This window comes from Klebsiella sp. CN_Kp104 (genome assembly GCF_040064515.1).
Classification (GTDB): Bacteria; Pseudomonadota; Gammaproteobacteria; order Enterobacterales; family Enterobacteriaceae; genus Klebsiella; species Klebsiella aerogenes.
The window spans coordinates 172498-198594 of the sequence record NZ_JBEAII010000002.1; the positions used below are offsets into that span (position 1 = coordinate 172498).

Below are 26097 nucleotides of genomic sequence, written 5' to 3' on the forward strand. Positions count from 1 at the left end.
AGATATATATCGTCTCATTTTGGTAGGCAAAATAAGCGCTAAGAAGATAAAAATGATAAAAATTCAGAGCGGAGTTGAGATGCCATCCCGGTGATTTGATGAGGTTTTATTTATTCGAGAGCCACAGGAGAGTAATAATTTGAGCTGACTCGCAAAAATGAATGGCTACATAAGTTGAGCGCCAAATATCGCCCGAATATTGCAATCCATCCCTAAGACTATTCCAGAAGAATAAAAGGGAAGCAAATGAATCGATTTATTGTGGCCGATGTTGCGAACTGTATTGGATGTCATGCCTGCGAAGTGGCCTGCGTCACGGCGCATCATCAGGATGCCTGGCCGGCACAGCGCAGCGCGTTTGTTCCGCGCATCCATGTTGTCTTCCACCGGAATACCAGTACTGCGACCACTTGCCACCATTGCAACGACGCGCCTTGCGTCACCTCCTGCCCGACTCAGGCGCTGTATGTCGCCAACGACAGCATCCAGTTTACCCAGTCCGAGTGTATCGGTTGCAAAAACTGCGTCGTCGCTTGCCCATTTGGCGCAATCGAGATGGTCGCCAGCGGGGAAGATGGCCCGCAGCTGGCGCAAAAATGCGATCTTTGTCGCGATCGCCCCTCAGCAGAGCAGGCGTGCGTGGCCAGTTGCCCGACTCAGGCGTTGCGGGTAATGGACGAGAGCGCCCTGAAACGGTTGCAGCGGGAAAGACAAATCCGCTCCGCCCAGGGGCAGCCGCTGGCCGAGCGACGTGGCGCAAGGCGCGAAGCGATCCTGGATAAAGCGCCGCGGGTGGGGGCGAAGAAGCTTGCCGCGGAAGAGCGAAAAGCGCATTTTGCCGAGATCTACCAGCGCCTTAGCGAATGTGATGCCGAATATGAAAGCGAGCGTTGCCTGTACTGTGCGCAAAAAGCCTGGTGCAACTGGACCTGCCCGTTACACAACCATATTCCTGATTTCATCCGACTGGTGCGTGAGGGCAAGATTATTGAGGCCGCAGAACTCTGTCATCAAAGTAGTTCGCTGCCGGAGGTCTGCGGCCGGGTCTGCCCACAGGACAGGCTATGCGAGGGTGCCTGTACGCTGAAAAACGAAGGCGGCGCGGTGGCGGTTGGCAATCTGGAACGCTATATCACCGATACCGCGCTGGCGATGGGCTGGCGGCCAACCACAGGCGAGGTTGCCCCGCGTCAGGAACGCGTGGCTATTATCGGCGCCGGCCCGGCGGGACTGGGCTGCGCGGATATTCTCGCGCGCGCCGGGGTACAGGTTGATGTTTTTGATAAACATCCTGAAATTGGCGGGCTGCTGACTTTCGGCATTCCGTCTTTCAAGCTGGAAAAAACGGTAATGGCGCTGCGGCGCGAGATCTTCAGCGATATGGGGATTCGTTTCCATCTCAATCAGGAAGTGGGGCGCGACGTGGACTTTAGCGAACTGCTGGCTAACTACGATGCGGTCTTTTTAGGCGTCGGCACCTATGGGCTGATGGGCGCGGGTCTTGATGGCGAAGACGCGCCGGGTGTTATTCAGGCGCTGCCGTTCCTGATTGCCAATACCCGTGAGGTGATGGGTATTGAAGAGAGCGCCGAATATCCGTTAACCGACATTAAGGGTAAGCGGGTGGTGGTGCTGGGCGGCGGCGATACGGCGATGGACTGTTTGCGCACCGCGGTGCGTCGCGGAGCCGAGAGCGTAACCTGCGCCTATCGTCGCGATGAGTTAAGCATGCCAGGCTCGAAAAAAGAGGTGGTGAACGCGCGGGAGGAGGGCGTGGCGTTTCAGTTTAACGTTCAGCCGCAATATATCCTGCGTAACCGTAAAGGCCAGGTCAGCGCCGTCGGGATGATCCGTACCGAAATGGGTGAACCAGGGCCGGATGGCCGCCGGCGCCCGCGGCCAATTGCCGGTTCAGAATTCGAACTCCCGGCCGATGTGCTGGTGCTGGCGTTTGGTTTCCAGGCTCACGACATGCCGTGGCTGCGGGGGCATGGCATCAAACTTGACCGCTGGGGGCAGATTGTAACGGGCGGCAAAGGTCGCGGCACCACACAGACCAGCCATGACAAAATCTATGCCGGCGGCGATGCGGTACATGGCGCCGATCTGGTGGTGACGGCTATGGTTGCCGGGCGCCAGGCCGCAAGCGAAATGCTGGCGCGATTTGACCATAAGGAGCGGTGATGACCCATTTTATTCTTGCCAGTTCACAGGCCTGTATCGGCTGTCGTACCTGCGAAGTCGCCTGCGCACTGGAGCATGTGGCGGAAGGGGCGGAGTTTCATCCGCGATTGAAGGTGATGCGACTCGACACGTTGAGCGTGCCGGTGATGTGCCATCAGTGTGAAAACGCGCCATGCGTCGGGGTCTGTCCGACCGGCGCATTGGCGATGGGCGCCGAGCGGGTAGAGGCCGATGCCGGGCGCTGCATTGGCTGCCAGAGCTGCGTCGTCGCCTGCCCATTTGGCGCGATTACTATCGAGACATCGGCGGCGCGTCCGCCGGTTATTGTGAAGTGCGATCTCTGCGAGCAGCGAGATGGTGGCCCGGCCTGCGTATCGGTGTGCCCAACGGCGGCAATATCGCTGATGACCGGTGAGGCCCTGGCGGCGCTGCAGAAACAGAGAACGATCGCCAGCGCCAGCTTGTTGAGCTTGTAGGAGAGTCCCGGATGGCGACGCGCTGCGTCTTATCCGGGCTACCCGATCGATGTTTCTGTGCTATTTATAGCCCCGGTAGAAGCCAAAAAATAAACCCGGTACAGCGACCGGGTTTTGTTTTGCCGTGATGGGTTTACGGCAACGCATCCATCCGCTGCCACATCTTCTTCGCCACCTTCCGCGCTTCGGCGAAAATCGTATCGCAATCAATAGCGAACTGCCGATCCTCATAGACCATGACGCCATTTACCATCACGCTATGAACGTGGCTGGCCCCCAGACCGAAGGCGATATGCCCGGCGAGATTCGCCGCCAGCAGCGGCGTCGGCGGAATATAATCGCTGATGGTTAAATCCGCCTTATAGCCTGCCTCAATACGGCCGAAACGGTCGTTAAAGTTGCGGCTAAGCAGCGTGTTACCGTTGCTTAATGCCCGCGCAAAGCTATCCGGCCACAGTGGCCCGCCGGCATCGCGGTGTTTAAAGAAAGCGAACTTGAGTTCTTCAAACATATCGGAGCCGATGCCGTCGGTACCCAGCGCCAGGTTGCGAAACGCCGTCAACTGCTGGTTATAACCAACGTGGTTGTTCATGTTAGAGCGGGCGTTATGGACAAGGAAACCATCGTGCGCGTTCAGCAGTTCAATATCAGCTTCCGACAGATACAGCCCGTGCGCTACCAGCGTTTTACTATCGATGAGATCGAACTCCGCCAGGCGTACCAGCAGATCTTTACCGTAGTGATGGTGGCTGTGAGAAACGTCGTAACGGTCTTCCGCCATATGAATATGCAGGCCGCGCCCGGTTGTTTTTAATGCTTCGCGAAGCATTAATAGCCCCTCATCAGGAACCGTAAACGGCGCATGAGCCCCGATATGCGCTTCTACCAGATACGGTTCGTCGCCGCTTTCCCGCGCCCGATCGATTTCGCGGGCAAAGCGGATATTTTCCTCGACGCTTGCCTGAAGTTCCTGCAACCCGCCGTTACGGTCGGTGGTTTCAAAGCAGGTCATGCCACGCAGGCCGACCTTGATGAAAGCGTTACGTAACTGACTTAATGATCCAGCGATATAGTTCGGCGACGCGCTGTGGTCAATGACGGCGGTGCAGCCGCTGCGAATGGCCTCCAGCGAACAGATAAGCCCGCTGTAGTATAAGGATTCCTCATCGAGCGCGCGGTCCAGTCGCCACCACAGGTTTTTCAGCGTCGAGATAAAATCAGGACTCGGCGCGATATTGGCCTGGATCCCGCGCGACAGGCCGGAATAAAAATGGTTATGCGAGCAGACCATTCCCGGCATCACCAGTCGGCCGTGCATTTCCTTAATACGCGCCTGCGGGTAACGCGGGCTAAGGTTAGCGCCTGTTTCGAGAATCCTGTCATTTTCAATGACGATATCGACACCTTCTTCCACTTTTGCCGGGTGAAGCTGGGCAAGGGTGGCATTTTTAAGCATTAAGATACTCATACTTCGACGGCTCCCAGCAAATAGTGATGATGTTGATGAACGTGGCTGATGATGCGGCACATGGCATCCAGCTGCGGCGGTACTTCAGCGAACTGACCTCGCTGGTCGATATCCAGCAGCCAGGTCATGCCATCCTGACGCACGTGGACGCGCTGTTGCTCCACGAGAAAACCCGGATTACTGCTGTTGTTGAAATCCTGTTCGAGGCTAAAGACGGTGACCTTGTCCTTATAGGGTTTTCCCTGCCATGGGCAGAACTGCGCGCAGTTGCCGCATTCGTTGCAGTACGCGTCGAGGTGCAGCGTCTGAAAGCGGTTTTCGAACCCCGGTACCGCAATGGAGACGTTGGCGCGGTTCGGGCAGACATCAACGCATTTGCTGCAGACGTAATTACATTCGAGGCAGCGCTCCGCCTCCTGCGCGACAAAGGCATCGCGGTCGTCTTTATCAACCTGAGCGATAGCAATGGTCCCTTTGCGGCGGTAGATGTCCGCGGGATCGACGTTATTCCACTGTTTATCGCCGAAGTGGCTGCGGATATTCTCGCGTTTGAGGATTGCATCGCTGGCGCGACGGGCGTTGCCTATCGCCGAGACGATAGAAGAAGGGCCACGCTGTACGTCGCCAATGAGGAATACATTAGCCAGCCGGCTTTCGCCATCAGCGTTGACTTCAGGCCAACCGCGATCGTTGAGCGGGATCCCCATTGCCGCCAGCGCTTCGCCATCCTGCTGTTCGCCGATAGCGGTAATCAGCGTATCGACCTGCAGCGTCCAGGTTTCATCGGTGGGCATTGGGCGACGTCGACCCTGTTCATCAGGCTCGCCGAGGGCCATGGTGCGGACGGTTAGCGTGCCGTCAGCGGCGAAGTATTCCGGGTTGCTGAGAAAACGGAACGTAACGCCATCCTGGAGGGCTTCTTCGTACTCCTCGCGCCATGCCGGCATCTCCTGCTGCGAGCGGCGATAAATCACCGTCGCTTTCTCAACGCCGGGGATGCGCAGCGCCGCGCGGGCGCAGTCCATTGCGGTGTTACCCGCGCCGACAATGGCCACATGTTTACCCACGTTCAGGCGATCGCCGCGGTTGAACGCGCGCAGGAAGTTGAGCGACTTATGAATATTCGGGTTATCGCCGCCAAGCTTCACGCCGCTGTTTTTGTCGGTGCCGGTGCCGATCAGTACATAGCGATAACCCTCCTGACGGAGTTTTTCGACGGTGAGATGCGGGTCGCAGCCGTAGACAATGTTGACGCCGTGATTAACAACGAACTCAATATCCTGCTGGATAAGTTCAGCGGGAATGCGGAAATGCGGAATGATATTTTTTACCACTCCGCCTGCGTTGGTTTCGCGCTCAAAGAGCGTGACTGGATGGCCGGCGCGGGCGAGGAAGTAGCCCGCCGCCAGCCCCGCCGGGCCTGCGCCAATCACCGCCACCGGGTTTCGGCTGCCGGAACCCGCCGGTTTATGCCAGCGGCGTTGGTATTCCGGCCAGCCTTTCTCAAGGGCGATTTTTTTCAGCTCGCGGATATTTAACGCACTGTCATAGTCAAGACGCGTACAGTTGTACTGGCACTGGTGATCGCAGATGTGACCGGTAATCGCCGGCAGCGCGTTACGTTGATAGATAAGCTCCAGCGCATCGACATAGCGCTGCTCGCCCATCAGGCGAATGTATTCCGGAATATCCTGTTTGATGGCGCAGGCGCTGACGCAAGGGGCGACGTAGCAGTCGGTTAACGGCAGCGGCTCGCCAACGTCGATGCGGTCGTCCGGCTTCCAGTGTTTTTGCGTGTACTCCATGCTGACCGCTTTTTCCGCCAGCGCGTTCAGGCGCTTGACGTCGACCTGATTCATCTCCCAGCCATCGGCCTGCTCCAGCTCGCGCATGCACTGGCTAAGACGCAGGTAACCACCGGGTTTTAGCAGATCGGTCGCCATGGTAATGGGGCGGATCCCGGTTTCAAAGATATCGCGAATATTGAGCTGGCTGGCGCCGCCGGAGTAGGAGATCGGGAGTTTGCCGTCGAATTCACGCGAGAGCAGCGCCGCAACGTTGATGGAGAGCGGGAACAGCGCGCGGCCGGACATATACATCTCATCGCCGGGCAGCGCGCCTTTATTGTTGACCGTGCCGAGGGTGTTGGTCAGCTTCACGCCGAAGCCAAGTTGTTTACTTTTCGCCAACGCCATCAGGCGCGTCAACATTTCCAGCGCCTGGCCGATTTTAAGATCGTGTTCAAAAGATTCTTCATTCAGACCGATATAGTCAAAGCCGCAGGTGTCGAGAATTTCGCGTACGCGTGGGTAGCCCAACAGCGTCGGATTGAGCTTCACGAAGGTGTTGAGCTGTTTCTCTTCCAGCATATAGCGGCAGATCGCTTCGATTTCATCTGGCGGGCAACCATGCATGGTAGAGAGGGTAACCCCTTGTACCAGTTTTGTAGGAATGCGTTCCGCGAGCGTCGCCAGCCGTGGGCGAATATCATCCAGCGACAAGCGGGTGAGGAAGGCGTCATCATGCAGCCAGCGGTTCAGCGTGTCGCGGTACTGGGTAAATTTTGGCTGCCCGGCGGCGTTCATCATATTATCGATAAACTGCTGCATCGGCGGTTGCTTGATCCCTTCCAGGTTATAACCGACGCTCATATTGAAAATAAAGGACTTACCGTTCTTCGCCGGCGTGAATGGGAAAATCTCTTCCAACAGATGCAGAATAAACCATGCTTTAAGATACTCATCCCACGCTTTTTGCAGCGTAAATTCTGTAGACCATTCGGTGTTAAAGCATTCGTCTTCGGCATCGATGCAGGGTTTTTCCAGCTCAAGCCGGTCGAGAATCTGTACGGTTTTCAACTCGATAAACCGCCCACCGGTGAGCCAGGCGGTGATGATATTCTGCGCCAGTTGGGTATGTGGCCCGGCGGCGGGGCCGATTGGGGTGGCGCAGCTTTCGCCGAAGACGCTTACCCGGCGTTGGTTGGCAGGCGAATAGAACTGCTGCTCAGGAATACCAAAAATGGAATGGTGTTGTTGATACTCATCGAAAATGCGCGTCAATAATTCCTCAAACGGGACGGGACGCATGATATCCCCCATAACCCTCTCCTTTATTTGTGCAATCAAATTTGCCGGTTAGTGGTACTTATTCCGACGGATAGTTAAGGAGGAGCAACAATCGAACCAGTTATTAAAGACAGGAGGGAGAAATAATTAAAAATGTGAGAGAGGTCTAAAGAACGCCGGGCTATGTGAATGGGCTCACGCTATGGTAATGAGAATTAAAATCACTCTATATTTTTATCCGTCGAGATTTCTCAAAATAAACGGCGAAATATCACAATGATAATTTCCCGACAAAGACATGATTAATCCTGGTTTTGCAGGCGAATAAAATCAGCAGGGGTATCGATATCCCAGACCATTTGCGGAAAATCTAACTCCAGGCAGCGATGGCGGCTCTGTAATAACCGTTTGCGCATTGAGTCAGGTCCATCGTAAGTGATAAGTTGGCGCAGCTGTGTGCCGGTAATAAGGATGGGATGACCCGGTACGCCTTGATATTGCGGAAGAAGGGCGCTGTCGCCGCGTTGTTGCCAAAGCCGCTGGAAAAGCGCTGGCGGCAGGCAGGGTAAATCGCCGAGGGTGATAAAACAGAAGTTGTTTCGCACCTGGCTCGCGCCAGCGCAAACAGAAGTAAACAGACCCTGTTGATAGTTGGGATTATAAACCAGGGTTATTTGCGGATGCGCCGAATAGCGTTGATGTAGCTCCTCTGCGCGAAAACCGCTCACCAGAATAATACGCGAGCAGAATTGCAGGGCGTTTTTTATACTTGCATCAAGTATTGTCGTTCCGCGCCAGGGTAACATCATTTTCCACTGTCCCATCCGGGAGGACAATCCGGCGGCGGTAATAATACAATCGACCTGTTTCATACTCCTCCCTGAATAATGGAATCCTGGCCAGCACATGGAAAATATACCGCATCTGCAATCGCTGTTTTGTGATTTAGGCGTAAATGATGGTCCGCTGCTCATTTCCGCCGTCGGCGCGGGAGGCAAAACCAGTACCTTAATGTGGTTGGCGCAGCGTTTTCTGGAGTATGGCCGGCGAGTTCTGATCACCACGACCACCCATATGTATCTCCCGGCATCACTACCTGTGGTGATTTGCCGCGATCCGCTGGCGCTGCCTGACGAGGTTTGGCAGCGGCCGCTGCAGGCCTGCTACGCCTCATGGCTCGCCCCTGCGGGTAAGGTTCGTGGGTTTAGCCCGCAACAGCTTGATGCGCTGGTTGCCGCGGGGCGCGCGGATGTGGTGCTGGTAGAAGCTGACGGGGCTCACGGTTTCGCCTTAAAAGCGCCAGCTGAGCACGAACCTTGCATACCTCAATCCTGTTGCTGCGTTATTGCCGTCATGGGGGCCTGGAGGCTCGGGCAAAACGTTGGGCCAGCGACCGTTCATCGCTGGCCCCTTTTTTCCCGGATCACCGGCGCGGCGCCGGATACGGCGCTGAGTTGGCCAATGCTGCATCGCTTAATTACGCATCCGCAGGGAGCGTTTAAAGGCGTTCCGCCCGCCAGTCGCCGGATCCTGCTGCTGAATCAGCTTTCTCAAAATGAGAATTTACCTGAGCAGGCGCTGTTGCAGCAGTGGGGAGTTAACGCACTGTGGGCGGGAGCAGTACAAGAGCAGCCCGCGATAACGCGACGACGAACAACAGAGTGACGCCCCGGCTTGGGCGCATAGCGGATATCCATTGAGGTTGTTATGAATATTTTCTCTGAAGCGGCAAAACTCGAAGCACAGAATCGCCCGTTTGCGCTGGCGCAGATTGTCGATAGCCGCGGCTCAACGCCGCGCCATTCGGCGCAGATGTTAATTCGTGAAGATGGTTCGATAGTCGGCACCATCGGCGGCGGCATGGTTGAGCGCAAAGTGATTGAACAGGCGCTGGAAGCGCTCAGCGAAAAAGCGTCGCGCATGTTTCATGGGCGGATGGCGCGTAGCGGCAGCGATGCGGTCGGCTCCGATTGCGGCGGGGCGATGTCGGTCTATATTAGCGTACATGGCCTGCGCCCGCGTCTGGTGCTGATCGGCGCCGGGCACGTAAACCGCGCGGTGGCGCAAAGCGCGGCGCTGCTGGGTTTTGAGGTGGCGGTGGCCGATATCTATCCAGAGAGCCTGAACCCCGACTATTTTCCGCCGACAACGCAGTTGCTGCATGCTGAAACCTTCAGCGAGGCGGTGGAGAATCTGGCGATCCGCGGCGATGACTTTGTGTTAATCGCCACCAATAACCAGGATCGTGAAGCTCTGGATAAACTGATTGAACGGCCGGTCGCCTGGCTTGGGCTGCTGGCCAGCCGCCGTAAAGTCCAGGTGTTTTTACGCCAGATGCGGGAAAACGGCGTTGCCGCAGAACATATTGCCCGCCTGCATGCGCCGGTTGGCTATAACATTGGCGCCGAAACGCCGCATGAGATAGCGATTAGCATTCTGGCGGAAATCCTGCAGGTAAAAAATTGCGCGCCAGGCGGCTTGCTGATGGCGGCAGCCACGCCTGCGCAGCAGCAGTTGGTCGCTATTCGCGGCGCCGGCGATATTGCCAGCGGCGTGGCTCTGCGTCTGTGGCATGCGGGGTTCAAAGTGGTGATGTTGGAAGTCGCGAAACCGACGGTTATCCGCCGCAGCGTCGCTTTTGCCCAGGCCGTCTTCGACGGTGAAATGACGGTAGAAGGGGTGATGGCGAAGCGGGTGTCATCGGCTCAGGAGGCCATCCGGGTAATTGAAAATGGCGCGATCCCGGTATTGGTGGATCCGCTATGCGAATCGCTGAATGAACTGCGCCCTGTCTGCGTCGTGGATGCCATACTGGCGAAAGAGAATTTTGGTACGCAGCGAGAGATGGCGCCAGCGGTAATTGCGCTAGGCCCGGGCTTTTGCGCCGGTGTGGATTGTCATGCGGTGATTGAAACCAATCGCGGCCATTGGCTGGGGCAGGTGATTTACGATGGCAAAGCGCAGGAGAACACCGGGGTTCCTGGTAATATTCTTGGGCATACTTCACGACGGGTGATCCGCGCGCCGGGAGCCGGGGTGATGCGCGCGAAAGTGGCTCTGGGTGAGATTGTTAATGAAGGCGATATCATTGCCACCGTCGGCGAGGCCGAGATTATTGCGCCATTAAGCGGTATGGTGCGCGGTTTGCTCAGCGATGGGTTAGTGGTCGAGAGCGGCTTTAAAATTGGCGATATCGACCCGCGCGGCGCCAGCGCCGATTTTACCAGCGTCTCCGATAAGGCGCGCGCCATTGGCGGTGGGGTGCTTGAGGCGCTGATGACGCTGATGAATAAAAGAGTAAAAGAGAAGAGTGAGTTATTGTCGGTGGCGTAGATAGCAGCACGAAGCCGGTGTTGATGGCCTCAAAATCCCCGGTGGCGCTACCGCTTACCGGGGCTACATTCGGTGCCTTTTTACCCTTCAATGACCGTACCGGTTTTTCCTTCAATCCCTTCTTTGGCTTTATTTAATACGGTGATCAGCGCTTTGCGCCCCGGACGTGAACGGGCGAATGAGGCGGCGGCCTCAACCTTCGGCAGCATTGACCCCTTAGCGAAGTGACCTTCACGAATGAACTGTTCGGCATCGCTGAGCGACAGCTTATCCAGCCACTGTTCGTTGGGTTTGCCAAAGTTGATTGCCACTTTCTCGACCGCGGTCAGGATGATCAGCATGTCGGCGTCGATCATCGCCGCCAGTTTAGCGCTGGCCCAGTCTTTATCAATTACCGCGCTGGCGCCGCGCAGATGATTGCCTTCGCGGATTACCGGGATCCCGCCGCCGCCCGCGGTGATCACTACGTGGCAGGCGTCCATGAGTGCTTTGACCGTCTCTTTCTCAATAATATCGACCGGCTGCGGCGAGGCGACAACCCGGCGATAGCCGCGTCCGGCATCTTCTTTCATAGCGTACCCCTGACGCGTCAGCTGTTCTGCTTCCTGCTCAGTGAAAAAAGAGCCGATAGGTTTGGTCGGATTTTTGAACGCCGGGTCGTTGGCGTCGACTTCCACCTGGGTGATGATTGTTGCCACCGGGATATGCATCGATCGCGACAGCAACTCCTCGCGCAGGGCGTTTTGCAGGTCATAGCCGATATAACCCTGGCTTAGCGCCACACAGACCGACATGGGCAGCATCGGGGTATGGGCCTCGGTTTTGGCTGCGGCTTCGAAGGCCAGATTAATCATCCCAACCTGCGGGCCGTTGCCGTGGGTCACGACTACCTGGTGGCCCTGGGCTATCAGGTCGACGATGGCCTGCGCGGTTTGTTTGACGGCCTGCATTTGTCCGGCCAGATCCTCGCCGAGCGCGTTACCGCCGAGGGCGAGTACAATTTTCTTACTCATGAATACCTCACTTAAGATGTGATTCCGCTGACCGGAAGGTGAGCGGTAGAAAAGGGATCGCGGCGTAAAAAACGTCCCTGACCAGCGCTGCCGGTGAAGGTGCCGTTATCAAAAATGACCCGGCCATGCGATAAGGTCTGGCGAATCGCGCCCTGGCAAATAAAGCCCTCCCAGGGTGAATAGTCGGCGTTGTCATGCAACATCTCATGGCGGATCGTGGTGGTGCGCTGCGGATCGATAATGACGACATCGCCGTCTGCGCCGGGCGCCAATCGTCCTTTTTTCGGCCACAGGCCAAATAGCTTCGCGGGAGTGGCGCTGGTGAGCGCGACGAAACGCTGCGCTGAAATCCGCCCGGTCATGACGCCGTGGGAAAACATGAGCAACAGGCGGTTTTCCACCCCCGGTAGGCCGTTCGGACAGCGGCTGAAATCGCCGCCGGAGAGCTGCTGGCGTTGGGCCATCGAGAAAGCGCAATGATCGGTCGCCACCACGTCGATCGCACCATCGGCGATACCGCACCACAGCGCATCATTGTTGCTGGCGTTGCGCAGCGGTGGGCTTAACAAATAACCCAGCGCGTCTTCGCGTTCATAGCAGCGGTCGTCAAGCAGCAGATATTGCGGACAGGTTTCAATCCACACCGGCTGGTGCCGCCGCTGGGCGAGACGCAGATAATCCAGCCCCAGGCCGTTGGAGAGATGAACGATATACAGCGGCGCGTTGTCGGCGAGCTGGGCGAGATTGATCATTCGCGCGATAGCCTCCGCTTCACACTCCAGCGGGCGACTAAGGGCGTGGTAGCGCGGCGCGGTTTTGCCGGCCGCCAGAAATTCGGCCCGTTTACGGGCGATAGCGGCGTCGTTTTCCGGATGAACGGTGGTTAGCGCGCCAGCGCGATGGAGATGGCGCATCGCCTGAAGCACTTCATCATCGTTCAACTTATATTGGTAGGTCAGGTAGAGCTTGAAGCTGCTAATCCCGGCTTCAACCATCATCGGGATTTCATCGAGGATGGCATGGTTGATATGCTGGATAACGCCGTGAAAACTGTAGTCGATCACCGCTTTGTAGGCGGCATAGCCGTGATAGGCCTCTAGCTGGTGACGAAGGCGGCAGCCGGCGGGGCCGAAGCCCATATGGTCGACGATAGTGGTGGTACCGCCGCAGGCGGCGGCGCGGGTGCCGGTGAAGAAATCATCGCAGCTGCGGGCGTGCCCGGTATCGATATTAAAATGAGTATGAACGTCGATGCCGCCGGGCATGACATAGCAACCTGCGGCATCGATAGTCTGGCAAGGTTCGGTCGGGGTTATCCGTTCGGCGAGCTGGCTGACCAGGCCGTTTTCAATCAGCAGATCCTGTTTTGCCTGGCCGTCGGCGTTGACCACGATGCCGTTTTTAATCAGTACGCGCATAAAAACTCCAGACTCCCGCCGACGCGCGGCGGGAGGAATAACCGTACAAACTTACTCTGTGGCCAGCCAGCTCAGCGGGATTGCGGCGTACATTGCGGCACAGGTCACCAGATGCTGTTTCCAGGTTTTTTCATTTGGCGCATGGGCTTCCGGCTCTTTACCTGGCCCGAAACCGATAACCGGGATGCCGTGGCGGCCCATAATGGAAACGCCGTTGGTGGAGAAGGTCCATTTATCGACCACCGGCGCTTTACCGAACAGTCCTTCATAAGCGTTGCTGAGCGCGCGTACGGTGAAATGATCCTCTTCAACTTTCCAGGTCGGGAAGTAGCATTCCGTTGGATAAACCAGCCCGGTCCATGACGGGCGTTCATAGTTGTACATTGAGACCACGGCGCCGGCCTTCTGTACGGCAGGCAGGGCGCGGATCTCATCCAGCGCGCCTTCCCAGGTTTCACCCCAGGTCAGACGGCGGTCGATAGAGACCGCGCAGCTGTCGGCAACCGCGCAGCGGCTTGGCGAGGTGAAGAAAATTTCTGAAACGGTGAGGGTGCCTTTACCCAGGAACTCATCATTGCCCAGGTTATGGGACAGCTCCTGCAGTTCGTTAAGAATCGGCCCCATTTTGAAGATGGCATTATCGCCGCGCTCCGGCGCCGAGCCGTGGCAGCTTACCCCCTGAACATCGACGCGAATCTCCATACGCCCGCGCTGGCCGCGATAGATTTGGCAATCCGTCGGCTCGGTACTGACCACGAATTCCGGGCGAATGCCGGACTGTTCGATGATGTACTGCCAGCACAGACCGTCACAATCTTCTTCCTGAACGGTACCGGTCACCAGCAGGGTATATTCATCTTCCAGACCGAGGTCCTTGATGATTTTTCCAGCGTAGACCATCGACGCCATCCCGCCTTCCTGGTCGGACGCGCCGCGCCCGCCGATCAGCTCATCGGTTTCCATCCCCTGATAGGGGTCGAAAGTCCAGTTCTTGATGTTACCGATGCCAACGGTATCGATATGCGCGTCCATGGCGACCAGTCGCGGGCCGTGGCCGATATAGCCCAGCACGTTGCCCATCGGGTCAATCTCGACTTTATCGAAGCCGACTTTTTCCATCTCTTCTTTAATACGATGCACGACGCGTTTTTCGTCACAGCTTTCGCTGGGGATAGCGATCATATCGCGCAGGAAGCGGGTCATATCCTGCTGGTAGTGGTTTGCTTTTTCGACAATCAGTTTGAAAGGAATGTGCTTAGCCATGAATTAACTCTCCGGTCCTGGTTTCCCGCTTCGCGGGATGAATATGTTGAATAAGTTGAACGTTTATCGTGCTGCCGGCAGCTTGCCTTCCCAGACGACCTCGCGGTAATGCTGCACGTCGGTGTCGCCTTCGGTGCTGATGACCAGCACCACGGAGTGGCTATCGAGCCCCAGTTTGTTCATCAGCGCCTGGCGCTGCGGATGGAAGTGGACGGCGGCCAGCGTCCCGAGCCCGACGGCGCCGGATTCACCGGAGATAACCCGGTGGTCATTGCCGACAGGATTACCGAGTACGCGCATACCGAGGGCGGCAACGGCATCCTGGCAGGAGATAAATTGGGTGGCGCAGTTGCGCAGGATTTCCCAGCCCAGTGGGTTAGGTTCGCCGCAGGCCAGTCCTGCCATGATGGTGGCCATGTCGCCGCCGACGTTGACGATGTCGCCTTTTAACCCGGAGCGATAGATGCAGTCCGCCAGTTCAGGCTCCACGATCACCGAGTGCAAATCGCGGGCGCCGAAAACGTCGACCAGATAACCGAGCACGCCGCCTGCCATCGCGCCGACACCGGCCTGCAGGAAGACGTGGGTAGGGCGAGCAATGCCCATCGCCGCCATTTGTTCTACCGCTTCATTGGCGAGGGTGGCGTAACCTTGCATAATCCAGGTTGGAATTTTGGTGTAGCCTTCCCATGCGGTGTCCTGTACCACTTCCCAGCCGTTTTTCTGTGCGGTTTGCATGGTAAAGCGCACGGTATCGTCGTAGTTCATATCGGTAACGATACATTCCGCGCCGAGGCGTAAAATGGCGTCCACGCGTTCCTGCGCTGAACCTTTCGGCATGTACACCACCGCGTTTTGCCCAAGCTGCTGGGCGGCCCAGGCGACGCCGCGCCCGTGGTTGCCGTCGGTGGTAGTGGCGAAAGTCATCTTCTCTTTGATGGTGGATTTCAGGGTCTCAAACGAGAAGGCGTTAATATCGAGATGGTATTTTTCACACAACAGTTGGGCGATGGCGTAGGCGCCGCCGAGCATTTTGAAGGCGTTGAGGCCAAAGCGCTGGGATTCATCTTTTACCAGGATGTTCTTTACGCCGAACAGCGTCGCCAGTTCCTTCAGGGCATACAGCGGCGTCGGTTGGTAACCGGCGATTTTTTGATGAAAATGGCGCGCCTGTTGTGCCTGCTGACGAGAGAACAGCGGCGAGGTTTCACCGGTAAAGAAACGGTTGTCGGCAATATCCATTTTCAGCGAAAAAGCAGACATATTCTGTCCTTATCCTTCTTTGGAGTCGGGGAAGCCGGCCCGCAGACCGGCTCGCGAAGTTATTTGATGCGTTTTTGCGCGTCCTGCAGCAGTTGCTCCAGCAACTGACCGGGTTTGGCATATTTGCGACAGAGGATCATGGAGGCGATGATGTACGGCTTCCAGCTGGCCTCTTTATAGGTGGCGATACGATATTTCTCGAACACCGCTTCGGTGACTTCGCCTTCCTCGCAGGAGACGCCGGTAATATCCGCCGGCAGGCAGTGCATATACAGCGCGTCACCATCTTTGGTGTGCTTCATCATCTCTTCGGTACAGTGCCAGTCTTTGTGATTGGCGTTCTGGGCGAGACAGGCTTTTTCCAGCGCTTTCAGCCCGTCATGGTCGTTAGCGCGCAGTAGCTCGGTGCGTTGTTCCATCACTTTGTATGGCGCCCAGGATTTCGGGTAGACAATATCGGCGTCTTTAAAGGCTTCCGCCATATCGGTGACCTGACGGAAGCTGCCGCCGGAAGCCGCGGCGTTTTTCTTCGCCACTTCGATAACGTCCGGGATCAGATCGTAGCCCTCTGGATGGGCGAGGGTGACATCCATACCGAAGCGGGTCATCAGGCCGATGATTCCCTGCGGGACGGAAAGCGGTTTGCCGTAACTTGGCGAGTAGGCCCAGGTCATGGCAATTTTTTTACCTTTCAGATTTTCCAGCGAGCCGAAGTGCTCACGCAGCCAGGCCAGATCGGCCATCGCCTGCGTCGGATGGTCAATGTCGCACTGCAGGTTAATTAATGCCGGGCGCTGCGGCAGTACGCCCTGTTTGTGGCCGTCATCCAGCGCTTCGCCGACTTCACGCATATAGGCGTTGCCGGCGCCGAGATACATATCGTCGCGAATACCGATAGCGTCTGCGCAGAAGGAGATCATATTGGCGGTTTCGCGCACCGTTTCACCGTGGGCTATCTGCGACTTGCCTTCGTCGAGGTCCTGCTGCGCCAGGCCGAGCAGGTTTAACGCCGAGGCATAAGAGAAGCGGGTGCGGGTGGAGTTATCGCGAAAGACCGAAATACCCAGTCCGCTGTTAAAAACTTTTGTCGCGATGTTTTCCGCCCGTAACGTTTTCAGCGCTGCGGCGACATCCAGCACCTGCTTCAGCTCGTCCGGCGATTGCTCCCACGTCAGCAGGAAATCTTTTTCATGCAGGTTAGAGTTGAGCTTATTGATATCCTTGATCAGTTCGTTAACAGTTTTCATATTTCGATCCTGGTAGTGAATGACGGCTTATTGATTGCTGTGCAGTCGAAATGACATTGATGTAAGTGGCGACGGCCAGCGCTGTATTACCACTAACAATAAGCGTGCCAGTTATAATTCAGTCGCGGTGGACGAGTGGAAAAGTAGGGAATTATGCGAGGCGGGTCACGAAAAATGGCTTGTAACGCTCAACTGATGGAAATGAAATTCATTTGCCAGTTGTCACGGTAAATTTATTTTGAGCCGTCAGACATGCGTGGATATCGTTCTGCGACGGTGATTTCAACACCAAAATGATAATTTTGCCCTGCGGATTATCATATTGAGAGGAAAATGTGATACCTCTTCCATATTTTCTTTAAGCTGTAAAAAAGCGCAGGGTTGGCACCTTTTTTCAGCCTGGGCGGCGGTAGTATGATAAACGCAGAATAAAAAGAGTCGATCTTCAGCATTTTCTTTCGGCTACTGATATTAAAAGGTCAATTATGATTCCCTCCAATTCGCTATCCGTTTTAATGCAGATTCAGCCAACGATTCAACGTTTTGCCCGCATGCTCTCCAGCGTGTTACAACTCGAGGTCGAGATTGTCGACAATACGCTGTGCCGGGTCGCCGGTACCGGCGCCTACGGTAAATTTCTGGGGCGAAAATTAAATACAGATTCGCGACTTTTACGTTACATAATAGAAACAAAAAAAGAAAAGGTCGTGACTCATTCGCGTTTTGATCCCTTGTGTAAAGACTGTACCAATAAAGAGAACTGTAAAGAGAAGGCATTTCTGGGTACCCCGGTGATTTATCAGGAACAGTGTGTCGGGGTTATTAGCCTGGTCGCCTTAACTCGCGAGCAGCAGGAGCGCATTAATGACAACCTCCACGAGTTTTCAGATTATGTACGCCACGTTTCTTCAATATTTGTCTCCCGCCTGTTAGAGGACCAGGGCGGGGGAGATAATATGCTTAAAATGTTTTCCACCATGATTGAAAACATGGATCAGGGTGTGCTGGTGGTTAGCCAGGATCAAAAAGTGAAATTTGCCAATCAGGCGGCGATGAAAATCCTTGGCGCGAATCATGGCAGTATGATTGGCAAAACTATTCATTTTCGTCCGCTGACTTTTGCGCAAAACTTTATTCGCGGTCACGTACAGCACGTCATTTCTTTTGATGATAAGAAAGAGCTTATTATCGGTCAGCTGCACGCTATTCAGGATCAATGGCTGTTCTTAATGGCCTTCCATCAGTCGCATTCGTCGGCCGATCTGGCGCCGCCGCAGGATGGCCCGCAGATTGAACAGATGGTTGGCGAATGTCGGCCAATGCGTCAGCTGAAAAAACTGATTACCCGCGTGGCGCCAAGCCCGTCGAGCGTGATGATCGTCGGCGAAAGTGGAACCGGCAAAGAGGTGGTCGCTCGCGCGGTGCATAAGCTTAGCGACCGTCAGGCGAAGCCTTTCATCGCGATCAACTGCGCGGCCATTCCCGAACAGCTACTGGAGAGCGAACTCTTTGGTTACGTCAAAGGCGCATTTACCGGGGCCTCGGCCAACGGCAAGACCGGTCTGATTCAGGCGGCTAATCACGGCACGCTGTTTCTTGATGAAATCGGCGATATGCCATTAACCCTACAGGCCAAGCTGCTGCGGGCGATTGAATCGCGCGAAATTCAGCCGGTGGGCGCCAGCCATCCGGTGCCGGTCGATATCCGCATCATTTCGGCCACTAACCAGAACCTTGAGCAGTTCATTGCCGAAGGGAAATTCCGCGAAGATCTGTTCTATCGGCTTAATGTCATCCCACTGCGCCTGCCGCCTTTGCGCGAGCGTCAGGATGATATCGAACTGCTGATTCACTATTTCCTGCATCTGCACACCCGTCGGCTGGAGCTGGTCTATCCCGGCGTGTCCCCGGAAGTCATCGCCTTACTGAAGAACTACCGCTGGCCGGGCAATATTCGCGAGCTGAGTAACTTGATGGAGTATCTGGTTAACGTGGTTCCCTCCGGCGAGGTGATTGATCTGTCGCTGCTGCCGCCAAATCTTATCAGCAGCGGCAAAGTCAACGAGCGCGAAAGCAGCCGGGCGGCGCCAGCCAGCGTTGCGAAAGAAGAAGAGGGGGGTACGGCGCTGGAGGAGATGGAAAAACAGATGATCCGCGATGCGCTGACGCGCTATAGCAATAAAAAGCAGGCCGCCGATGAGCTCGGGATCGGCATTGCGACGCTATATCGCAAAATTAAAAAGTATGAACTGGTCGGGGTCTGATAAGCCGTATCAATCTGAGAGCAACGTTTATCAAAATCGCCGATCGTTATTGATCTGGCAACGAAAATACCCCGATGTCCGGAAAAGAGAAAATCACTACCGATGATTTTCTCTTTTTTTACAGCTTTCAACTCCCTCTCCTCATGGCTTATGGGTTGTGCTTGCTCGCTTCAGTCGCCATTTTCTGTTCGTTTTTTCAGCAGATGGCATTGTTCTTGCCTTTACCGTTTGCCGTCGGCTACTGCGATAGTCGGCAAACAAACATGATAAGGACAGGAATATGGTGCAGATAAATGAGAATCTCGCGACTCCGCCCGTTTCATCGTTGAGTCGTTTTTTTGCTAAGCCCCGCATTATTGCTAAACCTGGATTTAACCGCTGGTTGGTCCCTCCCGCGGCGCTGGCGGTGCATTTGTGCATTGGCATGGCCTACGGCTTTTCCGTCTACTGGCTGCCAATGTCGCAGCTTATCGGCGGCAGCGCGCCGCTGCAGTGTCCGGTCGATATGTCATTCTGGCAGCAACTGGTGACCCGCCAGTGCGACTGGAAAATTTCCCTGCTCGGCTGGACCTATACGCTGTTCTTCGTTTTTCTCGGCTGCTCCGCGGCGCTTTGGGGAAGCTGGCTGGAGAAGGTTGGCCCGCGTCTGGTGAGTTTTGTCGCCACCCTCTGCTGGTGTGGCGGCCTGGTGCTGGCGAGCGCGGCAATCTATTTTCATCAGCTGTGGCTACTGTGGTTGGGCGCCGGTGTGATTGGCGGCATTGGCCTGGGGCTTGGCTATATCTCGCCGGTCTCAACGCTGTTGCGCTGGTTCCCCGATAAGCGAGGGATGGCCGCGGGAATGGCGATCATGGGCTTCGGCGGCGGGGCGCTGGTGGGAGCGCCGCTGGCCAATTGGCTGATTAATTTTTTCGCCGATGGTCAGGGAAGTGGGGTATGGCAGAGCATTCTGGCGCTGGCGGTGATATATGCGCTGTTCATGCTTTGCGGCACTTTTGGTTACCGTCTGCCGCCTATGGGCTGGCATCCGGTCGGCGCGAAGGCGCAGCAAGCCATCAGCAAGCAGCCAACCGTTCAGGTTCACGTCAGCGTCGCGTGGCGCACCCCGCAATTCTGGCTGCTGTGGCTGGTGCTGTGGCTCAACGTTACCGCCGGGATTGGCATTCTCGGCATGGCCTCGCCGATGCTGCAGGAGATTTTTGCCGGCAAGCTACTATCCCTGGATCTGGGCTGGCAGGAACTTAATACAGAACAGCTGAAGCGCATCGCGACGATGGCGGCGGGATTTACCGGGCTGCTCAGCCTGTTTAATATTCTGGGGCGCTTTTTCTGGGCTTCTGTTTCCGATATGTGCGGCAGGAAAGCCACCTTCGCGCTGATCTTCTTTCTGGGAACCCTACTTTACGGCACGTTGCCGTTGATTAACCACGGCGGCTACGTGGCGTTTTTTGTTTGTGCGCTCTGTGTGATTATTTCTATGTACGGCGGCGGTTTCGCGACCATCCCGGCGTATCTTGCCGACGTATTTGGCTCACAAATGGTTGGCGCGATTCATGGCCGTCTGCTGACTGCCTGGTCGGCGGCCGGGATCAGCGGCCCGGTGCTGGTCAACTATTTGCGCGAGTACCAGCTGGCGCAGGGGGTGGAACCCGCGAGAATTTATGACATCACGCTGCTGGCGTTGACCGGGTTGCTTATCATCGGCTTTATTTGTAATCAGCTGGTTCGGCCGATTCCGCAGAAATATGCCATGACCGCGGAGCAACAGCAGCAGGCGAGGGGCCTGTATACTATCAATAAAGACGCGCAGCTGAGCTGGGAACCGACGCCCGCGCCGCTGCTGCTGACGCTAAGCTGGCTGGCCGTCGGTATACCCTTGCTGTGGGGAATGGGCACCACCTTGCAACAAGCGGTGAAGTTCTTTATGTAGACCCACAGAGGCAAGCACCCAAAGGACAGGTTGGGTGCTTATTGCACAGCTATTATCAATAACGATTCCCATTCTGCGCTTCGGTGATACACTAGCTAAATGTGATCTTTGTCATATCGTAATTACTACAGAGAAAAGAGACACTGCTATGCAACATATCATTGAGGGCTTCCTCAACTTCCAGAAAGAGATTTTCCCGCAACGCAAAGAGCTCTTCCGCAGCCTGGCGTCGAGCCAGAATCCAAAAGCGTTGTTCATCTCTTGTTCTGATAGCCGCCTGGTCCCGGAGCTGGTTACCCAGCAGGAGCCAGGGCAGCTGTTCGTTATTCGTAATGCCGGTAATATTGTGCCCTCTTTCGGGCCGGAGCCGGGCGGCGTGTCAGCCACCATTGAATATGCGGTTGTCGCCCTCGGTGTGACGGATATTGTCATCTGCGGCCACTCCAACTGCGGCGCGATGAAAGCCATCGCCACCTGCCAGTGTCTGGAACCAATGCCTGCCGTTTCCCACTGGTTGCGTTATTCGGACGCGGCGAAAGCGGTGGTTGAGAAGAAAACCTGGGCCAGCGAGACCGATAAAGTGAACGGTATGGTGCAGGAAAACGTTATTGCCCAGTTGAACAACATTAAAACGCATCCGTCGGTTGCGGTTGGCCTGCGCGACAAAACCCTGCGTCTGCACGGCTGGTTCTATGATATTGAAAGCGGCGATATTCGCGCGCTGGATAAAGACACCAAAACCTTCGTTTCACTGTCGGAAAATCCGGAAGTCTACTTCGAATAATATTCCCCAGGGCAAGGAAGCCCTGTGCATCGTAATAGATAATTCATGAGCCCATCTCATAGGTCTGTTCGTTTTTGCCTGGCTAATCAACCCCCTGCCAAGTTTCTATAATCTTTTTCTCCTGTCGATACTTTCCGTTTGGAGAACAAACGATGCAAAACCCATTGAACGCGCGCCAACAGGCGCTGATCCCGGTTGCCGCCCTGGCCGCCGAAGGCAATATCGCGGCGTTGGCCCCGGCGCTGGATACCGCGCTGGATACCGGCCTGACGATAAATGAATTAAAAGAGACGCTGGTGCAGCTGTACGCCTACTGCGGCTTTCCGCGTAGCCTGAATGCGCTCTCCTGCCTGATGAAGGTGATAACCGAGCGTCAGGCGCGAGGCGTTATTGATAACGAGGGGGCGACAGCGACCCCGTTACCGGAGAATTGGGATAGCCTGCAGGCCGGTAGCCGTAATCAGACACAACTGGTCGGGCAAACGGTCAGTGGACCGCTATTTGAATTTGCGCCAGCTATCGACTGCTATCTGAAGGCGCATCTGTTTGGCGATATTTTCCAGCGTGACGTCCTGGATTGGCCGACGCGCGAGCTGGCGACGATTTCAATGCTGGCCGCATTATCGGGCGTGGAAAGCCAGCTGAAGAGCCATTACGCGATTAGCCTGCACAACGGCCTGACGGCGCAGCAACTGCGTGGATTTATTGACGTGCTAGCGACAAAAGTCAGCGCCGAAATAGCGGCAAAGGCCTCGGCGGTGCTGGAGCAAGTGGCAGGTAGTTGAAGCATCGGTGGAGAGGACAACGACACTGTCTTCGCTGAAAAGCAGCGCGGCGCGCCAGAGATAAAGCCTGGCGCGTCACACTCGCACTATTATTTGCTCAGTTCGGCAGTCATATAGACGCGGTTATTGAACTGGGCGCTGGTAATTTTATAAGACGCGCCTTGCTCCGCAGCCTGGGCGGCAATTTTCGCTTCCGCACGGTCGAGGGTTGAAGCGGTTGCCGTCACGCTCTGGGCGAAAGCACCGAATGACATCAGGGACAGCACGGTAACTGCAGCAAAAGTTTTGATGGATTTCATGGTCATATTCCTTAAAGATTTTGTTTGGCGAGGAGCGCTGTTGCTCCGATGTGATAAGAATAGAACCAATGATGATTGTTTAAAATCGAAACAATTTGCCTATCTTGTTCAAAATCACTGATGTTTTGATTGGTAGCGTAGTGGATACTCCGCAAGTGGATGGGGCAGGTTCATATTGTGGCTGCCCTCAATCTCGGCAACGATGGTTTGATACCCGGCGATCCAGCGTTGCCCCTGAGCTTTGGCCTGCTGGTGTTGCAGATGGTTCATCATCATTTCCATAGACTGTCGGTCGCGCCAGTAGTAGTTGTTGATGATTCGGCCGCTGGCGGCATCATGATAGCTCTCCATACCGATAAATCCCTCCAGCGACTGGGTATAGCGCTCGATCTCGCCGTCCAGTTGATAAAAGTCATCGTCGTACTCTTTCTTCTCAAAGATAAAACTGGTTAAAAATAGTGACATTACCTGCTCCTGTGTCTGACTTTATAGGCTGATTAGCGTGGACTGGTGGCTCAAGCCGGGCATCATCTGCTCCAGCCCCCCGGTAAGCATGCGGCCGGCCTCATGCAGCGCTTCGAGCGGCATCTCTGGCAGGCTTTCCAGAATAAACCACATCTGTCGATCGCGAGCGCTCAGGCGGGTACGAACTCCCTGTCGCCAGTTCCAGCGGCGGCAGGTCACACCGCGATCGTCACGCCAAATGACTTCTCCCGGTTCCGGTGATTCAACGGCGGCTAAGCCTTCCTTCATCGTATCAAAGGGCTCAGAGCCGTCGGCGATGACCAGACGCGGCGCGCCGCAATAGGCGGCGATGTTCTCGCCGCCGACGGGAATGGCATACCGCAGACTGACGGCATTGTAGAGGTCAACGACCGGGTCAATTGCCGGCATGGCGCCATCGCGAAGTACGCGTTTACGCAACGCCTCTGCGGAACAGGGCGTACGTTTCGGTTTAGCGCCAAACGCTTTGAATACCGTAGACCATGCCGCGAGATGGTCCTCCGCCCATGCGGGCTCTCCGGCTAATACTGCCTGACAGGCTGACGCCAGCGCGGCTTCACCGATAGAAGCATCACTTAGCGGCGCAGCGTTGACGGTAATACTCAGTGCCCGAAACCCAGGAGCAATCCCGGCTAACTGTGGGCTAATTGACGGTAATGGGTGAGACATTGCATAATCCTGTAATGACTGATTTAGAGCATAATATCGACCGATGAATGATAAAGTCAATATAACGACCGATAACGGTAACGATCTAAGCCGCATTAATGAGGCGGTATCGCGGCGTATTAAGCAGTTTCGACGCGAAAAGAAGATCTCTCTCGACGAGCTTTCCCGTCGCGCCGGCGTCAGTAAAGGGATGCTGGTGGATATCGAAGGGTGTAGGGCGAATCCCAGTATCGCACTGTTGTGCAAAATCGCTGCGGCGATGGGGGTGTCGGTGGCGGAGTTTGTCAACGTTGCCAGTGAGCCGATGGTTCATCTTATCGACCGTGATGCGATTCCGGTATTATGGCGCGGCGAGCAGGGTGGCAGCGCCAGGCTGCTGGCCGGCACCAGCGGACCGGATATGCTTGAACTCTGGCAGTGGCGGATGTTGCCTGGCGAATCGTTCCGTTCGCCGGGGCATCCGGCCGACACCTGGGAACTGCTATACGTGACCGAGGGAGAACTCACCCTGACGGTGAATAATGACCCATATCAGGTGGCTGAAGGGTGTTCTGCGGTAGCACGTACCGATGTGCCACATGAATATTGTAATTTCAGTCAGTTGCCCGTCGTCTTTACCATGACCGTGTATGAGAAAGGGCGCTGACGCGGACTCTGGCGTAATTCTGGCTTCACCACTACGCTGAATAATTCACGCCCTGGATAGATATAGCCTCCAGGGGAATACGGTGAGCCAGAGGAAACCTTATGAGTGAAGTCAAAATTGTTGCCACGCTGACCCCCCATCCTGAATATATCGATACCATCAGAGAGGCGGCATTAGCCATGGTGCCGCCGACGCACAGAGAAGCAGGGTGCCTGCAATATGACCTGCACGAAAGCCGGGAGATCCCTGATGTCAGGCAGCTTTCCCGGCAAGGAAAGATCTCATTTGTGTTTATTGAGCGTTGGCGCTCGGAAGACGATCTAAAACAGCACGTTGCGATGCCGTATCATGACGATTTTCTGGCGATTCTGGAGGGGAAACTGGAGAGTATTCAGGTACAGCGACTGATGTCGTTATAGATAAAAGCAAGAGGAAAGAAGAGAAGTGCGCACCAAATCAATAATGATTGAAATGGTGCGTCCGAGTGGACTCGAACCACCGACCCCCACCATGTCAAGGTGGTGCTCTAACCAACTGAGCTACGGACGCATATGGTGCGTTTAATTGGACTCGAACCAACGACCCCCACCATGTCAAGGTGGTGCTCTAACCAACTGAGCTATGAACGCAATGTTGTGGTGACAACGGGGACGCATATTAACGGCAGGGAGGCCGTGTGGCAAGAGGCAAACGTCACTTTTCTTGCAGAATAGACGCGTTTGCAGAACTTTTATCCATATCGCCCATATTTTACTGATGATAAAGGATATTTCTTCAACAATGTCCTGCTCCGTTGCATTTTTCTGCCCGGATTGGCAGGGGAGACGCTCACCGACTTTATGCTAGAGTGTGCGGCAAATAAACGACGGAGCGCAGTAATGAAAGCAATTGGCATTTTTTGTGGTTCTTCTACCGGGGAAAACCCGATTTATCAGGTTTACGCGCAACAGGTTGGCAAGGCGCTGGCGCAAGCCGGGGTGGAGCTTGTGTATGGCGGCGGTAAAGTAGGACTTATGGGCGCCGTGGCAGATGCTGCATTAGAACACGGCGGGCGGGTCATTGGCGTGATGCCGCGCGGGCTGGTGGAGCGTGAGATTGCGCATAGCGGATTAAGCGAGCTGCATGTCGTTGAGAATATGCATGAGCGCAAAAACAAAATGTCGCTGCTGGCGGACGGCTTCATTGCCATGCCGGGTGGAGCCGGAACGCTGGAAGAGATTTTTGAACAGTGGACCTGGGCGCAGCTCGGTATTCATGAAAAGCCCTGTGCTTTCCTGAACGTGAACGGCTATTACAACCCGCTGCAGGCGATGGCGGAAAAAATGGCCGCCGAAGGGTTTATGCATCGCCGCTATGCTGAGATGCTGACTTTTAGCGATGATGTACAGGAGATTTTAACCGCATTCCATCGCTATACGCCGCCGCAGCGCAAATGGCTTGCGAAGTAGCGCTATTAAAGGGCAAACCGTTTTAACGGCTTGCC

At 55.6% G+C, this 26097-nt stretch carries 22 protein-coding genes and 2 tRNA genes; 11 read left to right on the forward strand and 13 right to left on the reverse strand.

Going from position 1 to position 26097, the window contains the following annotated elements; all coding sequences use genetic code 11:
• The first annotated feature begins 246 nt into the window (after positions 1-246).
• Together ygfT and ABLU80_RS02765 are read left to right on the forward strand one after the other, a co-directional pair.
• Entirely contained in the window at positions 247-2184 is a 1938-nt protein-coding gene (ygfT, locus tag ABLU80_RS02760) for a formate-dependent uric acid utilization protein YgfT (RefSeq protein WP_348849670.1), read from the forward strand.
• Entirely contained in the window at positions 2184-2660 is a 477-nt protein-coding gene (locus tag ABLU80_RS02765; RefSeq protein WP_063446544.1) for a 4Fe-4S dicluster domain-containing protein, read from the forward strand. The genes ygfT and ABLU80_RS02765 overlap by 1 nt, the downstream gene beginning before the upstream one ends.
• 133 nt (positions 2661-2793) lie before the next feature.
• On the opposite strand, the gene ssnA is transcribed toward ABLU80_RS02765, so the two are convergent.
• The 3 genes from ssnA to ABLU80_RS02780 all read right to left on the reverse strand — a co-directional run bounded on the left by ssnA (position 2794) and on the right by ABLU80_RS02780 (position 8068).
• Complete coding sequence (ssnA, locus tag ABLU80_RS02770; RefSeq protein WP_047076702.1) at positions 2794-4128, reverse strand: putative aminohydrolase SsnA; 1335 nt, start codon at positions 4126-4128, stop codon at positions 2794-2796.
• Positions 4125-7229, reverse strand: coding sequence for a putative selenate reductase subunit YgfK (gene ygfK, locus ABLU80_RS02775; protein ID WP_348849671.1), 3105 nt, complete (start codon positions 7227-7229; stop codon positions 4125-4127). Before ygfK ends, ssnA begins: the two co-directional genes overlap by 4 nt.
• Before the next feature lie 269 nt (positions 7230-7498).
• Positions 7499-8068, reverse strand: coding sequence for an NTP transferase domain-containing protein (locus ABLU80_RS02780; protein ID WP_032707889.1), 570 nt, complete (start codon positions 8066-8068; stop codon positions 7499-7501).
• Positions 8069-8102: 34 nt separating this feature from the next.
• On the opposite strand from ABLU80_RS02780, the gene yqeC reads away from it, so the two are divergent.
• Both yqeC and yqeB read left to right on the forward strand, forming a co-directional pair.
• Positions 8103-8861, forward strand: coding sequence for a selenium cofactor biosynthesis protein YqeC (gene yqeC, locus ABLU80_RS02785; RefSeq protein ID WP_126027456.1), 759 nt, complete (start codon positions 8103-8105; stop codon positions 8859-8861).
• Positions 8862-8903: 42 nt separating this feature from the next.
• Positions 8904-10529, forward strand: coding sequence for a selenium-dependent molybdenum cofactor biosynthesis protein YqeB (yqeB, locus tag ABLU80_RS02790; RefSeq protein ID WP_045388370.1), 1626 nt, complete (start codon positions 8904-8906; stop codon positions 10527-10529).
• A gap of 80 nt (positions 10530-10609) precedes the next feature.
• Here yqeB and arcC read toward each other — a convergent pair whose 3' ends face one another.
• The 5 genes from arcC to ygeW all read right to left on the reverse strand — a co-directional run bounded on the left by arcC (position 10610) and on the right by ygeW (position 16733).
• On the reverse strand, positions 10610-11542 hold the full coding sequence (gene arcC / locus ABLU80_RS02795; RefSeq protein ID WP_015366905.1) for a carbamate kinase: 933 nt from the start codon (positions 11540-11542) through the stop codon (positions 10610-10612).
• An 11-nt stretch (positions 11543-11553) separates the two neighbouring features.
• Positions 11554-12960 (reverse strand): dihydropyrimidinase, encoded by a 1407-nt coding sequence (hydA, locus tag ABLU80_RS02800; RefSeq protein ID WP_032711511.1) that lies wholly within the window; start codon positions 12958-12960, stop codon positions 11554-11556.
• A 51-nt stretch (positions 12961-13011) separates the two neighbouring features.
• Entirely contained in the window at positions 13012-14223 is a 1212-nt protein-coding gene (locus ABLU80_RS02805) for a YgeY family selenium metabolism-linked hydrolase (protein WP_015705213.1), read from the reverse strand.
• Between the two features lie 63 nt (positions 14224-14286).
• Positions 14287-15486: a diaminopropionate ammonia-lyase gene (dpaL, locus tag ABLU80_RS02810; protein WP_348849673.1), complete on the reverse strand. Its 1200-nt coding sequence runs from the start codon at positions 15484-15486 to the stop codon at positions 14287-14289.
• A 59-nt stretch (positions 15487-15545) separates the two neighbouring features.
• Positions 15546-16733, reverse strand: coding sequence for a knotted carbamoyltransferase YgeW (gene ygeW, locus ABLU80_RS02815; RefSeq protein ID WP_348849674.1), 1188 nt, complete (start codon positions 16731-16733; stop codon positions 15546-15548).
• A 485-nt stretch (positions 16734-17218) separates the two neighbouring features.
• On the opposite strand from ygeW, the gene ABLU80_RS02820 reads away from it, so the two are divergent.
• The 4 genes from ABLU80_RS02820 to ABLU80_RS02835 all read left to right on the forward strand — a co-directional run bounded on the left by ABLU80_RS02820 (position 17219) and on the right by ABLU80_RS02835 (position 22496).
• The gene (locus ABLU80_RS02820) at positions 17219-18997 is read left to right on the forward strand and encodes a sigma-54-dependent Fis family transcriptional regulator (protein WP_015366900.1); all 1779 of its coding nucleotides are present in this window, start codon (positions 17219-17221) and stop codon (positions 18995-18997) included.
• Positions 18998-19277: 280 nt separating this feature from the next.
• Positions 19278-20927 carry an OFA family MFS transporter gene (locus ABLU80_RS02825; RefSeq protein ID WP_015705216.1) on the forward strand — a complete coding sequence of 550 codons (1650 nt, stop codon included), beginning with the start codon at positions 19278-19280 and terminating at the stop codon, positions 20925-20927.
• A gap of 148 nt (positions 20928-21075) precedes the next feature.
• Positions 21076-21711: a carbonic anhydrase gene (locus tag ABLU80_RS02830; protein WP_015366898.1), complete on the forward strand. Its 636-nt coding sequence runs from the start codon at positions 21076-21078 to the stop codon at positions 21709-21711.
• A 110-nt stretch (positions 21712-21821) separates the two neighbouring features.
• On the forward strand, positions 21822-22496 hold the full coding sequence (locus ABLU80_RS02835) for a carboxymuconolactone decarboxylase family protein (RefSeq protein WP_257393955.1): 675 nt from the start codon (positions 21822-21824) through the stop codon (positions 22494-22496).
• 89 nt (positions 22497-22585) lie between these two features.
• Here the strand turns inward: ABLU80_RS02835 and ABLU80_RS02840 are convergent, their stop codons facing one another.
• The 3 genes from ABLU80_RS02840 to ABLU80_RS02850 all read right to left on the reverse strand — a co-directional run bounded on the left by ABLU80_RS02840 (position 22586) and on the right by ABLU80_RS02850 (position 23968).
• Positions 22586-22795 carry a YdgH/BhsA/McbA-like domain containing protein gene (locus tag ABLU80_RS02840; RefSeq protein ID WP_015366896.1) on the reverse strand — a complete coding sequence of 70 codons (210 nt, stop codon included), beginning with the start codon at positions 22793-22795 and terminating at the stop codon, positions 22586-22588.
• 114 nt (positions 22796-22909) lie between these two features.
• Positions 22910-23260 (reverse strand): hypothetical protein, encoded by a 351-nt coding sequence (locus tag ABLU80_RS02845; protein ID WP_015366895.1) that lies wholly within the window; start codon positions 23258-23260, stop codon positions 22910-22912.
• A 21-nt stretch (positions 23261-23281) separates the two neighbouring features.
• Entirely contained in the window at positions 23282-23968 is a 687-nt protein-coding gene (locus ABLU80_RS02850) for a B3/4 domain-containing protein (RefSeq protein ID WP_015366894.1), read from the reverse strand.
• A 43-nt stretch (positions 23969-24011) separates the two neighbouring features.
• Here ABLU80_RS02850 and ABLU80_RS02855 point away from each other — a divergent pair, with 43 nt between their 5' ends.
• Together ABLU80_RS02855 and ABLU80_RS02860 are read left to right on the forward strand one after the other, a co-directional pair.
• Positions 24012-24614, forward strand: a complete 603-nt coding sequence (locus ABLU80_RS02855) for a helix-turn-helix transcriptional regulator (RefSeq protein WP_015366893.1) — start codon at positions 24012-24014, stop codon at positions 24612-24614.
• Positions 24615-24715: 101 nt separating this feature from the next.
• The gene (locus ABLU80_RS02860; protein WP_020079007.1) at positions 24716-25033 is read left to right on the forward strand and encodes a putative quinol monooxygenase; all 318 of its coding nucleotides are present in this window, start codon (positions 24716-24718) and stop codon (positions 25031-25033) included.
• A gap of 53 nt (positions 25034-25086) precedes the next feature.
• Here ABLU80_RS02860 and ABLU80_RS02865 read toward each other — a convergent pair.
• A tRNA-Val gene (locus ABLU80_RS02865) sits at positions 25087-25163 on the reverse strand.
• 3 nt (positions 25164-25166) lie between these two features.
• A tRNA-Val gene (locus ABLU80_RS02870) sits at positions 25167-25243 on the reverse strand.
• A 249-nt stretch (positions 25244-25492) separates the two neighbouring features.
• On the opposite strand from ABLU80_RS02870, the gene ABLU80_RS02875 reads away from it, so the two are divergent.
• Positions 25493-26062 (forward strand): TIGR00730 family Rossman fold protein, encoded by a 570-nt coding sequence (locus tag ABLU80_RS02875; protein ID WP_015366891.1) that lies wholly within the window; start codon positions 25493-25495, stop codon positions 26060-26062.
• Positions 26063-26097: the final 35 nt, after the last annotated feature.

Bases quoted from the DNA above. Each gene is read 5' to 3' on its own strand.
- ABLU80_RS02830 (WP_015366898.1), top strand. From the start codon at position 21,076: ATGCAACATATCATTGAGGGCTTCCTCAACTTCCAGAAAGAGATTTTC.
- ABLU80_RS02845 (WP_015366895.1), bottom strand. From the start codon at position 23,260: ATGTCACTATTTTTAACCAGTTTTATCTTTGAGAAGAAAGAGTACGAC.
- yqeC (WP_126027456.1), top strand. From the start codon at position 8,103: ATGGAAAATATACCGCATCTGCAATCGCTGTTTTGTGATTTAGGCGTA.
- ABLU80_RS02825 (WP_015705216.1), top strand. From the start codon at position 19,278: ATGGTGCAGATAAATGAGAATCTCGCGACTCCGCCCGTTTCATCGTTG.
- ygfT (WP_348849670.1), top strand. From the start codon at position 247: ATGAATCGATTTATTGTGGCCGATGTTGCGAACTGTATTGGATGTCAT.
- ABLU80_RS02850 (WP_015366894.1), bottom strand. From the start codon at position 23,968: ATGTCTCACCCATTACCGTCAATTAGCCCACAGTTAGCCGGGATTGCT.
- yqeB (WP_045388370.1), top strand. From the start codon at position 8,904: ATGAATATTTTCTCTGAAGCGGCAAAACTCGAAGCACAGAATCGCCCG.
- ABLU80_RS02855 (WP_015366893.1), top strand. From the start codon at position 24,012: ATGAATGATAAAGTCAATATAACGACCGATAACGGTAACGATCTAAGC.
- ABLU80_RS02875 (WP_015366891.1), top strand. From the start codon at position 25,493: ATGAAAGCAATTGGCATTTTTTGTGGTTCTTCTACCGGGGAAAACCCG.
- ABLU80_RS02780 (WP_032707889.1), bottom strand. From the start codon at position 8,068: ATGAAACAGGTCGATTGTATTATTACCGCCGCCGGATTGTCCTCCCGG.
- arcC (WP_015366905.1), bottom strand. From the start codon at position 11,542: ATGAGTAAGAAAATTGTACTCGCCCTCGGCGGTAACGCGCTCGGCGAG.
- dpaL (WP_348849673.1), bottom strand. From the start codon at position 15,486: ATGTCTGCTTTTTCGCTGAAAATGGATATTGCCGACAACCGTTTCTTT.
- ABLU80_RS02805 (WP_015705213.1), bottom strand. From the start codon at position 14,223: ATGGCTAAGCACATTCCTTTCAAACTGATTGTCGAAAAAGCAAACCAC.
- ABLU80_RS02860 (WP_020079007.1), top strand. From the start codon at position 24,716: ATGAGTGAAGTCAAAATTGTTGCCACGCTGACCCCCCATCCTGAATAT.
- ABLU80_RS02765 (WP_063446544.1), top strand. From the start codon at position 2,184: ATGACCCATTTTATTCTTGCCAGTTCACAGGCCTGTATCGGCTGTCGT.
- ygfK (WP_348849671.1), bottom strand. From the start codon at position 7,229: ATGGGGGATATCATGCGTCCCGTCCCGTTTGAGGAATTATTGACGCGC.
- ABLU80_RS02840 (WP_015366896.1), bottom strand. From the start codon at position 22,795: ATGAAATCCATCAAAACTTTTGCTGCAGTTACCGTGCTGTCCCTGATG.
- ygeW (WP_348849674.1), bottom strand. From the start codon at position 16,733: ATGAAAACTGTTAACGAACTGATCAAGGATATCAATAAGCTCAACTCT.
- hydA (WP_032711511.1), bottom strand. From the start codon at position 12,960: ATGCGCGTACTGATTAAAAACGGCATCGTGGTCAACGCCGACGGCCAG.
- ABLU80_RS02820 (WP_015366900.1), top strand. From the start codon at position 17,219: ATGATTCCCTCCAATTCGCTATCCGTTTTAATGCAGATTCAGCCAACG.
- ssnA (WP_047076702.1), bottom strand. From the start codon at position 4,128: ATGAGTATCTTAATGCTTAAAAATGCCACCCTTGCCCAGCTTCACCCG.